This is a genomic window from Brevibacterium sp. (genome assembly GCF_022712115.1).
GTDB lineage: Bacteria > Actinomycetota > Actinomycetes > Actinomycetales > Brevibacteriaceae > Brevibacterium > Brevibacterium salitolerans.
On sequence record NZ_JALAHB010000053.1, the window covers coordinates 1 to 10,455 of the forward strand.

8 protein-coding genes, 1 tRNA gene and 1 pseudogene are annotated in these 10,455 nt (G+C 67.2%); 3 read left to right on the plus strand and 7 right to left on the minus strand.

Going from position 1 to position 10,455, the window contains the following annotated elements; translation table 11 throughout:
• From Q0A33_RS03155 to cas3, 7 genes and pseudogenes are all read right to left on the minus strand, one after another.
• A pseudogene (locus tag Q0A33_RS03155) lies at nucleotides 1-226 on the minus strand (type I-E CRISPR-associated endonuclease Cas1); the annotation flags it as partial.
• A 37-nt stretch (nucleotides 227-263) separates the two neighbouring features.
• The gene (gene cas6e / locus Q0A33_RS03160) at nucleotides 264-953 is read right to left on the minus strand and encodes a type I-E CRISPR-associated protein Cas6/Cse3/CasE (RefSeq protein ID WP_291792981.1); all 690 of its coding nucleotides are present in this window, start codon (nucleotides 951-953) and stop codon (nucleotides 264-266) included.
• A complete protein-coding gene (cas5e, locus tag Q0A33_RS03165; RefSeq protein ID WP_291792984.1) occupies nucleotides 950-1,708 on the minus strand; it encodes a type I-E CRISPR-associated protein Cas5/CasD in 759 nt (252 codons plus the stop codon). The genes cas6e and cas5e overlap by 4 nt, the downstream gene beginning before the upstream one ends.
• Nucleotides 1,705-2,841 carry a type I-E CRISPR-associated protein Cas7/Cse4/CasC gene (cas7e, locus tag Q0A33_RS03170; RefSeq protein WP_291793008.1) on the minus strand — a complete coding sequence of 379 codons (1,137 nt, stop codon included), beginning with the start codon at nucleotides 2,839-2,841 and terminating at the stop codon, nucleotides 1,705-1,707. Before cas7e ends, cas5e begins: the two co-directional genes overlap by 4 nt.
• A 53-nt stretch (nucleotides 2,842-2,894) precedes the next feature.
• On the minus strand, nucleotides 2,895-3,662 hold the full coding sequence (casB, locus tag Q0A33_RS03175) for a type I-E CRISPR-associated protein Cse2/CasB (RefSeq protein WP_363316528.1): 768 nt from the start codon (nucleotides 3,660-3,662) through the stop codon (nucleotides 2,895-2,897).
• Nucleotides 3,553-5,226 (minus strand): type I-E CRISPR-associated protein Cse1/CasA, encoded by a 1,674-nt coding sequence (gene casA, locus Q0A33_RS03180; RefSeq protein WP_291793014.1) that lies wholly within the window; start codon nucleotides 5,224-5,226, stop codon nucleotides 3,553-3,555. Before casA ends, casB begins: the two co-directional genes overlap by 110 nt.
• On the minus strand, nucleotides 5,223-8,147 hold the full coding sequence (gene cas3, locus Q0A33_RS03185; RefSeq protein ID WP_291793016.1) for a CRISPR-associated helicase Cas3': 2,925 nt from the start codon (nucleotides 8,145-8,147) through the stop codon (nucleotides 5,223-5,225). The genes casA and cas3 overlap by 4 nt, the downstream gene beginning before the upstream one ends.
• Nucleotides 8,148-8,408: 261 nt before the next feature.
• Between cas3 and Q0A33_RS03190 the strand changes: the two genes are divergently transcribed.
• From Q0A33_RS03190 to Q0A33_RS03200, 3 genes are all read left to right on the plus strand, one after another.
• Nucleotides 8,409-8,481: transfer RNA gene (locus tag Q0A33_RS03190), tRNA-Arg, on the plus strand.
• Nucleotides 8,482-8,553: 72 nt separating this feature from the next.
• Entirely contained in the window at nucleotides 8,554-9,945 is a 1,392-nt protein-coding gene (locus Q0A33_RS03195; protein WP_291793020.1) for a DUF2079 domain-containing protein, read from the plus strand.
• Between the two features lie 196 nt (nucleotides 9,946-10,141).
• On the plus strand, nucleotides 10,142-10,455 hold a 314-nt coding region (locus tag Q0A33_RS03200), incomplete at its 3' end, for a hypothetical protein (RefSeq protein WP_291793023.1).

The following is a 10,455-nucleotide window of genomic DNA, read 5'->3' on the forward strand; positions in this document are numbered from 1 at the left end:
CCGCCTCACCCACACTCGCCACTGAGACGCTGCAGTCTCCGATCAGTGACATGGCACCGTGCGTGATCCGCGCGCCCGGCCCCAACAAGAGCACTCCCAAAGCTGCTGCTGGCACATGTGCCACCCCGCGCTGATCGGTGATCGTCAACGCATTGGCGCTCCTATGCACCGTGCAGCGCTCCGCATACAAGAAGGAGATGCGGTCCGCGGCACGTGCCAGCTCCATGCGCTCCGGACGCGGGGTCCCTCTGTTCTCCGACATGTCAGCGGGGAATCCGTGCAAGGGTCAGCAGTCCGCAGCCATAGGCCCGACCTCTGCCGATCCCCTGTGTGAGAGTGCGGCGGAAGAGCTCCGCATCGGTGACGCGCAGTGTGCCCTCGAACCTGGCCGTGCGCAGTGAGACTCTCCTGCGCTCGCCGCCTCCAGAGCCCTGACGGCTGAAGGCGAGATTTTCGCGGCGATCCACGATGACATCCGGTACAGGTTGTTCTGCCCCCGGCATTTCCGCTGAACGAAGCTCGAATCCATGCCGGGGAGCCTTCGTCGAAAGCCATTCGATCTGTTGGGCAGGCGTCACATGAGGAACGATCTTGCCGCGCTTCCCCCCTTCTGCGGGGAGGCTCTTCACCGGGTTCGCCGTGAGCCTGAAGGAGCGCTCCATCCCCTTCTGCACTGAATCGAGCAGTGGCCGATAGTCAGCTGTTTCGCCGGGACGCGAAGGCCAGCCCGCCTGCTCGACGATGACCGCGCGATCAGGCTCCTCCGGACCGACGATGTACAGCGTGTGCTCATAGTCCGACTGATCCACGCGCCACAGGATGCGGGCCGAGGACTCGTCGAGATCCGGTGGGAAGCATGCGCGGACGGCCGCATGCATGGCCTGAGGGTTCGTCAGGATCTTCCGGCCACCTCGTTTCTGCGGGTTGAGCAGAATCCTTGTGAAGGTCGTCATGCGGAGATCACCTCCTCGAAGAATGGATCAGTCCTGGCGGTGCCGTCGGGATTCGCGATGGGCGCGCCGGTTTCATCCTCGACCACCGTCCGCCACCCGTAGCGCCGATGCCGCTGGTCGAAGGAGAGAGGCACATCCTGGCGAGGATCCCCATCCTGTTCCTCACCCGGCATCGCATCACGATAGATCGGCAGGACGAGGTTCTTCGGGCGGGTCCTTCGATGCGCATTCGAGGCGAACCACGGCGCCTCACGCAGAGCCTGCACGGCAGGAACGTCCCGCAGAGGCTCCACTGCCGCCGTGTCCTCGCTGTTCTTCCCCCGCCGCACCTGCCGCGGGACGAGGTCAGGATTCGCCGGGCAGGAACGGCGACCGAGGAACAGCGGAAACCGCGGCGTCCGCAGTGCCGTGGCGATGCCCTCGAGGATCTGCCTGTCCGGGGACTCGACCGCGGCGAGGAACACCGCATCCGCAAGGTAGTAGCGGCTGATGAGACTGGTGCCTCCACCCGTCTGCCACGCCTCGGAGGTCTGATAGTCATGCATGACGCTTCCGGACTGGTCCACCCGCACCGCGAAGCGGAGACGCGCGAGATCTTCGAGATCATCGGTACGGCGGCGGCCCTCCGCTGCCGCGATGAGCCCAAGAACCCCCGATTTGGTGGGATAGGGTCTCGTCGCACGGTCCCGATACCGACTGGCATCGCCCCATGACTGCATGGGTCCCTTCAGCAGAAGGAGAAGACTGCTGGTCATGCCTGCTCCTGAGGGCGGAGGGCGGCACGGATCTGATCGGCGAGCTGGGGGAGCGTGGTGCGTGCAGCGATCTCCGAGAAGGCCTCCGGGAGATCGCCCAGGCCGATCACGAAGCTTTCGACCGGTGCGAACCCGTAGTCCTCGGCAAGCGCCTTGGCTTCTGCCGCGAGCCTCTGTGCCCCGGCCTGCCGCCGGCTGCTGCCGTCCTCAGCCCGCACCGGGTCCTCAAAGGCGTTGACCAGTGACAGGGATCGGGACTCCCTCACTGCCACGTAGACGAGCTCCGGAACCGTGTTGTGGGCGTAGCTGTTCTGTTTGCCAGAGGGCAGCGAGGTGATGAAAGCATTCACGAACGCCGTCGTCGCCTCCACCGCCGCATTCTCATCCCCCAGGTTCTCAGCCAGCGAGCTGAGGTCCACGGTGGCGAAGCGGTACAGCGTCGAGGAGATCATCTGCATCGTGCCGATCATGCCGGCACCGGTCTCCTCCCTGTCTTCGACGACATCATCGACTGCCGTGTAGTAGTCGAACTCCGGTTCCGATTCGTGGATGCCGATTGCGTGAGCGACCTGCACCGATGCGTCGACATTGAAGTCGGGAGAATCGGCGACCATGCGTCCGAACATGGCGATGTCGATGCTGTGAGAGTCGTCGAGGAGAGCCTTGGCGTCCTTCTTCGTGGGCTTCTTCCCATCGGTCTCGATGAGTGTGCGGGCAGCGCTTTCGATCTGCCCGGGGCTCAGGAACAGGAGGTAGCCGGTCTCCGCTCCTTTCTTCTCCTCGTCCTCACCTTCCTTCTGCACCGGCTCGGTCAGCTTGATGCCCGCACCGGCGAAGAGGTTCGAGGCCGCGGCTTCTGCGCGTTCCCGCTCCCACTTCTCACCTGAAGCCTCCGTGAGCTCCTGAACCCTGTCAGCGACAAGGCTCGCGGCGTGCTTGGTGCGGTAGCCCACCTGCTCCTTTCCGAGGGTGTGCTCGAAGTCGCGTCGGATCGCCCGCTTCCAGGACTGCGAGGAGACCCGATGACGTGGCACACCGCCGAAGACTGCGCTCTTGGGAGCGCCGGTGTCGTCGCGGTTGATGTTGCTGGGCGGGAGGGACTGGAGAGCGTGGATGTCGAGGATGAGGGACATGAGGGACCTTTCCTATGAGTGACTTCTGAAATTGGGTGAATGCGTGTGGGTGGTCAGGAATCGACAGCAGCTACGGAAGTCTCCGAAGTGGATTCTTCTGTCTGGCGGCGCGGTGTCATGGCGAAATCCCGGCCCCACCTAAGAAGCACACCGGCGCGGTGCTCTCCGGCGAGAGTGCGGAGGTCGCGGGCAAAGCTGCCATAGTCGAATCCGATTCTGGCCCCCCGTAAGAGGGTGATGAGGGACCGAGCATGGGTGAGACGGGAACGCTCATGCCGAGCCGCGAGCAGAGCGTCGAAGCGCGGTTTGAGGGATTCGCTCTTCGTCCCGATGTACAGCAGCCCCACCGCTGCTCCAAAGCTGAGGCCCCGTACATGTACGGGCCGGTCAGCGGACTGCATATGCAGCGCGAACAATGTCATCGCGTCGAAAGCGGCGCGTTCGCTCCGGGAGGGTGCATCGCCCTTCCCCAGGTCCTCCTCTCTGAGGCCGGGATGGAGAGCGTCGAGAACTTCCTGGAGAGCGAGCGGACGCTGCTCGGGCGTGAACCCGGCATTGCGGCGGAGTTCGGCCAGGCGTGCGCGCGCTGCGGTCTGCTGCCTCTCGCCCCTGTGCCCCAGATACTGGGTCTGCAGTGCGGATGCCGTGATGCCTACGGCAATGTGGAGCTCCGCACGTGAGGGTGCCTCAGACAGTGCGGGTGCGACGGTATCAGTCATGCGTGGTCTCCTCTTCGGAAGGGCCCGTGGCGTGTGGTGTGGTGGTCTTGGGTTCGGCGAGCAGTGAGAGGCTCTTCTGCAGGTCTCGCTGGAGCTGGGCATAGGCGGTGCCGGCGGTCATGAATGAGGACCGCTCGCCATTGACCACCTCCCGGCCGATGAGCGCTCTGGCACCGGCACCGCGCAGCAGCACCTGCGCCATGGCGCGTACGCGCTCAGCCACGAAACGCTGCCACGCCGGGCCGGCGATCTCGGTGCTATTCGGGTCCAACCGCCGCAGCCAGGCGCGGAACTCAGGTTCGAGTCCGGCCAGGAGCGAGTCGGTTGCCTTCGCATCGAATGCGTACTCTCCCCCCGCTGCGACGAGCAGTCGTCCGCCGAAGATCCCGAGGGCCTTCGCCGCCTCGAACGTGGCGCTCGCATTGTCGAGGACGGCCCGCCTGGCACTCGAATGACTCGTCTGCAGGAGCGTGCGGGGGATGTCGATGCGCACATCGACCGTCGTGGCCGCTGCCGAGGCTTGCGGGCCATAGGACGCTGAGGTGAGCCGGAGATTGAGGACGCTGAGGGTGGAGCCGAACGGGCCCTGTGCCTCTGCCAGCTCGTTGAGAGTGTGGGGCCGCTTGCCGGGGCGGGCGCTTCCAGCGAGCGGGACATCGCCATCGAGGGCGAGGAGGGGTTCCAAAGAGCGCCACATCATCCGGTTCGTGTCATAGGGCCGCGGATAGAAGACGGACTGGACCTTCGTGGACTTGTTGGCGCTGAACCGGTACGGGGTCATGGGATCTGCGAGGATGTTGGCCCCGGCTTCAGGGATCCTGTCGCCATTGCTCACCAGCACCGCCGTCACACGCGCGTCCTCGGTGAAGAGCCGGATGCGGCGGGACTGCCACGTGGCGAGGTCGGCCGGTCCGGCGGGGTCGGGGACCGCCCGAGGTGCTGGGCCGTCCGGGTCGCGTTCCCAGACGGGCAGATCCCGCTCTGCCCCGACGAGAGCGGTGGAGGGCGTGTTGAGCAGGAGGGTCTCCCGCAGCGTCCGCCCGAGGATGGTGGTTCCTCCCGTCATGCCCGTCCAGCCGGTGCCGATGGGATACCCCCTGCCGCCCTTGACCCGGGGATCTCCGACGGCACCTGATTTGATGCCGGAGTAGTCGTACGCCTGAGTGTGGATCAGCCAGCGCGCGGCCTCGGCGAAGGAGAGGCTCAGAAGCCCTTCACCTGCGCGCATGGTGAAGAAGGAGGACTCTGCCTCGGGGATGATCCGGGAGACTTTGAGCCGTGAGTCTTTGGCTGTGTGCAGATCAGCCACCTGCATGAAGGGCTGCGTGGGGTGGAGGAGATCGAAGCGATCGGCGTGCGCGTCGAGATACCTGAGGACGACCTCGTCAGGGTCGTTCGTCTCAGCAAACCTGTCCTCCCGCCAGTCATCGAAGTAGAAGGTCTCACCGGGAGCGGCGGAGGCCTCTGGCATGTGCGCACGCCAGTAGATCGCGAGCAGCACGCGCAGGACTGCATAGTCCTGAGTGGGGGAATCCCCACGGAGCTCCACCACCTCCGTGGAGCCGTCGAAGACCTCCCGCAGGGAGAGCAGGGCATCGGTGCCGTCGCTGCGTTCGCAGCTGATCCACGGCTCCGTGAGCAGGGAGAAGGTGGGGTGCTCGCTCATATCTCTCCTTGAGGGGTGGCAGTGAGCTCAGAGTATGCGGAGGGACGGACACAGGAGTGCGGCTGCGTCTCCGCAGTGTCATCGAAGAGGCCGAGCTCGTCGTCGTAGACGAGTCTGCGACCGGCGAGCTCGATGGACCTGTCTTCGTCCAGCGGCAGTGCGACCTGGCCCTTGAGCAGAGGAGCATGGCTCCAGCCGACCGGCGTGGACCGCTCCAACTGGTCGAGCACCTCCTCGAACACCTGTGCATGGCGGCTGAAGCGCGAGGGCAGCCGGACTGTGGCCGCTGCGAGGCTGAATGCGAGGCGAGGCTCCGGTACCGAATGGTCGTAGAGCTCCTCCGCGCTGTCATCGGTGAGCGGTCGGTAGCCGTCCTGGGTGCGGAGGATCGGGATGACCTCGATGGTCGGATCGCTGTCGCGCACCTGTGCGAGGCCCCTCACCTCACCCGGCAGGGAATCGATGTTCTCCTGTTGAACCATGAACAGACTGTCGAGGCTCCCGGCTCCGCCCGGAGACGGGATGCGGTAGGTACTCGCTCGGGTGCGGGCGCTTTCCTGAGCCGCCTCGCTCTGCGCCGAGGCCTCCTCCCACTGTGGCTGCCAGGACTCAGGGATCGGCGGCTCCTCACCGTAGACGCGGTGGACGAGAGGGGCGATGTCATCCGGCCGGGTGAACCCAGTCTTGAGCGGCCCTTCCTGTAGCACCGCGAGAGTGGCGAGCAGCAACCTGAGGCCGTAGACGGCCTCGGTCCCGGATTCGAACTCCGGCGGATCGAACGAGACCACACCGCGGATGAGGACCCGCGGCGTCTGCAGGTTCACGGGCCGATCCTCGTGCGGGCGGTCGTGGTGGCGGTGCAGGCGGCCGATCCGCTGGATGAGGAGGTCCACGGGCGCGAGGTCCGTCACCAGCAGGTCGACGTCGATGTCCAGACTCTGCTCCGCCACCTGCGTCGCAACGATGACTCGCCTGTGCGGGCGGCCCCGGCCCCTGTGCGCATCCGGCCCGAGCCGCGCACGCAGCAGCTCCTCCTTCTCCGCGCGCTGAGAGGCGAGGAAGGCGGCATGGTGCAGCTCCGTCTCGTCCTCGAAGCGCGTGCTCACCTCCGAGTAGACCTCCTGGGCGCGTCGCACCGTATTGCAGATGACGAGAACGCAACCCCCATCGGCCGTTTCCCGTTCGAGGGTGTCGAGGAGCGCGCCGAGGGAATCGTCGACGATCTCGAGACGTGCATGGAGGTCCGCAGGACGAGGGGCAACCTCCTGCTCGTGCACGCCATCCGCACTCACCGTGGTCACCAGCGGATAGGCGGTGGAGAGCGCGGGGAGTTCCTCGGCGGAGAACTCCCTGCGGTACGCCTCGAGCAGTGCACGCTTCTGCGCTGCAGGCAGTGTGGCAGAGAGCAGCACGACGGGTACCCGGTAGCGCGCCAGCCAGGCAAGCGCCGTGCCCAGGTACTCGGACATGTAGGCGTCATAGGCGTGGACTTCGTCGATGACGACCACCTTGCCTGCGAGCCCCAGATGGCGCAGCATCGAGTGCTTGGACTGCAGCGCCATGAACAGCACCTGGTCGACGGTGGCGACGGTGAAATTCGCGAGCACGCCCTTCTTCCTCCCGGAGAGCCACTGGGAGGCGACCACCGCACCCTCACCGCCGGGTTCGTCTGCATCGATGTCGACGTCCCGGTGGCGGCTGAGGGCTTTGTAATCGGAGTTGAGGAAGCTCTTCGAATGTCCGAGGAACATCGAGGTCACCCCACCGGCACCGGCGCGCTGCGCCCACGCCAGCACGCGGCGGAACAGGCCGTCCGCTGTGGCCATTGTGGGAGCGGCCACCATCACGCCTCCTGCCCCGGACCGTGCGGCCAGGATCTCTGCGGCAGTGAGGGCGGCCTCGGTCTTGCCTTCGCCCGTCGGAGCTTCGATGATCACGAGGCCCGCTCCGGTGAGCGTCTCGCAGGCCTCGGCGACCGCGCTCTGCACCGGCCGGGCACCGTACTCGTCCGGCCACCCGAACCGGTTGCGGAGGTGCGCGTTCAGGGCTTCACCGCCCGAGGCCTCGGGCGGCTCCGGCTGCCAGGGGTCGGTGAGGTCGACGGACCAGTAGCCGGCCTCGGCGCGCTCTCCGGCGATCCCATCTCCCGTGAGCGGGAAGGCGTCCGCGTTCGAGGCGATCCAGTCCGCCATGATGACGAGGCCGGTGAGGAGGCTCTGCGTGGAGGCGTCGATGCGACCGCGCAGCCGGGGGAGGACGTCGCGCACGCCGGTGAGGTCCGCAGCGAAGTCCAGCAGCTCCGTGTGGACCTCACGCCACGCAGGTGCGTACCCCGCGATGATGTCTCTGGCTGCCGAACGGGTGTCTCTTGCGGAAGGGGCACCGTGATGGGCGTCGAGCACAGCGACCAGTCCAGGGGCCGCACGTCCTCCCATTCCTTCGGAGGACAGCCAGTGCTCCACGATCACCCTCGAGGCCAAAGAGTGGTGGAACCGCGGAATGCTCCGTTCGGCCGCTGACATCCGCGGAGGCAGGCCTGCCCGCCGGATGCGATTCATGAACTCCTCGAAGCCGGGCCTGGCGTCGATCTGCGCCGCGAATGAGAGCGTAGCCTTGCCGACGTCGTGGACGCAGGCGAGCCAGACCACGAGCGTCCGGGCTTCCTCGGCGCTGAGGCCGGTGCCGCGTGTGATGTGCGCCTTCACCGCGGCGGGAGCCCAGGTGTCCCACAGCAGCCCTGCGACACCGGCGGAGTCGAGCATGTGCTGGGGGAGCGAGAGCCAGGGCTCCCCGCCGCCCTCCCGTTCCCTGTCGTCGCCGGACTTGGCCCATAGGGATCTGGCGGCAACGGACAGTCGGGCGGGGTCCGTGACGAGCCGCCTCGGCGTGCTCCGGTCCTCCTCGCTTCGCTGTGCGGCCATATCCCACCTCTTCGAACTCCGGACGAGGATCCCCTGCTCACAGGCTCGGCGTCCTCGCCCGCCTGCTTCGTCCCCGCTTTGCGTGGTTCGCCATCAGGAGACCGCGCACGACAGTTTCCATATTCATATCAGCTGGATGGGCGCGCAGTCTTCCACACCCCGCACCCACCTGTGACGCAGATCGCCCGCCCGTGGTTTGTGGCGGCCTCGGGCGCTGTGTATAGTTATCTCCGTTGCCAAGCACAGCGCGGACAACACCAAGCGCCATTAGCTCAACGGATAGAGCATCTGACTACGGATCAGAAGGTTGGGGGTTCGAATCCCTCATGGCGCACAGCGGGAAGGCCCGGACTGATCACAGTATCAGTCCGGGCCTTCGCTCGTTCCCGGTTGATACTGTCCCAGTGTGACGACTCAGTTCTCCGACGAGACGACCGTGCCCGCTCCCTCCGGCCCGTCCCGCTCCACACGTGCGGGCGCGCGCCTGTTGCGCGGCCGGGAGCCCGCCGTGGCCTCGGTCGCGGCATTCCTGCTCTACGGGGCGCTGTCCGTCATCATGTGGCGGGTCTTCTACTCGCCCTCCTGGGACCTCGGCATCTTCACGCAGATGATGACGCGGTACGCGGAGTTCAGCGTCCCCATCGTGGATATCAAGGGACCGGGATTCAACCTCTGGGGCGACCACTTCCACCCCCTGCTCATGGTCCTCACCCCGCTGTTCTGGATCTGGCCCTCCGGACTCACCCTCATGCTCGCGCAGGCGGCCCTCTTCGCCGCCTCGGTGTGGCCGGTGGTCTCGCTGGCGTCCACCCGGCTCTCCGTCCGGGGCACGTGGCTGCTCGCCTTCTCCTACGTCTTCTCCTGGGGCCTGCTCAACGCCGTGACCGCCCAGTTCCACGAGATCGCGCTCGCGGTGCCGCTCATGGCCTTCGGCCTCGTGTGGTGGATCCGCGACCGCAAGCTGCCGGCCGCGGTGGCGATCGCCCTCCTCGTGTTCGTCAAGGAGGACCTGGGCGTGACGGTCGCAGTGTTCGGCCTCGCGATCTGGCTGCGCAACCGCGCGGATCTCAGGTGGGCGGCGGGCCTGGCCGCCTGGGGCATCGCCTGGCTCGTCTACTCCGTCGTCTTCTTCCTGCCCGCATTCAACACGGAGGGTCAGTACGACTACACCGGCAACGTCGCGCTCGCAGACGTCCTCGCCGAGGGGCTGCTCACCAAGATCGGCACCGTGGGATTCCTCGTGCTCGCCGCGGGCATCGTGGGCCTGCGCTCGCCGTTCGCGCTGCTCCTCCTGCCCACCCTCGCCTGGCGGTTCGTGGGGAACGTGGAGGGCTACTGGGACACCAGCTTCCACTACTCGGCGGTCCTCATCCCCGTCGTCGCCGTGAGCCTCCTCGAGGGGACCAGGCGGCAGGAACGGGAGTTCGCGCCGCTCGTGGCCGCGGTGGCGGCCGTGGCACTGTTCAGCCAGACCCACCTCAACCTCCTGTGGGAAGCGGACCGATACCGCGTGGACGGCCAGGGCGCGGTCGCGGCGGCGGTCGAGTACGACTCCGTCGTCACCGACATCAGGCTGCTGGCCTACCTGGCCCCGCACACGGACGTGTACTGGACGGGCAGCTCCGCGGACGCGGAGCCCGAGGCCGTGGCACTCCGTCCGGACGACTACGGCGAGGAGATCGAGACCTGGGCGGAGGACCGCTACAGCGGGGACTGGACCACGGTCTACGACAGCGGCGGCTATCAGGTGGTGGTCCGCTCCGCAGGTGCCACCGCGCCCGAGGCTGCGGATGGCTGAGAGCCCGCGCCTCCCGTCTCCGGGCGGGACAGCCCGGTCCCCGGGCGGGGTCGTTCGCTCCCTGGGCGGGACAGCTCGTTCCCTGGGCCGGGCCGTGCGCCGTGCGGCGGGCCGGCCGGATCCCCGCCCGCTGGCGGTGGGGGTCGCGGCCTCCTGGGCGGCCCTCGCGCCCAGTCTGGTCCCGAGGCGCTGGTGGATGACCGGCCTCTCCGTCGCCTTCACCGCCTCGGCCGCCGCCCTGAGCGCGCGTCTGGCGATCAGAGCTGCCCGAGGCGCACGACGCCTCCCGCTGCTGAGGCCGTCCTCCGCACCGGACCCGGCAGGCCCCTCGCGCATCCCGCTGCTCTCTCCGAGGCCTCCCATGCGCACCGCCGCCGCGGGTGCCGCCCTGCTCGTCGCCGCCAGCGGTGCGGTGCTCGCCGGTGAGACGCGCAGGCAGCGGGATCTCGCCCACCGTGTGAGCATGCGTCCGGAGAGTGACCTCCAACAGGTCCTAGGATACCTTGCCGG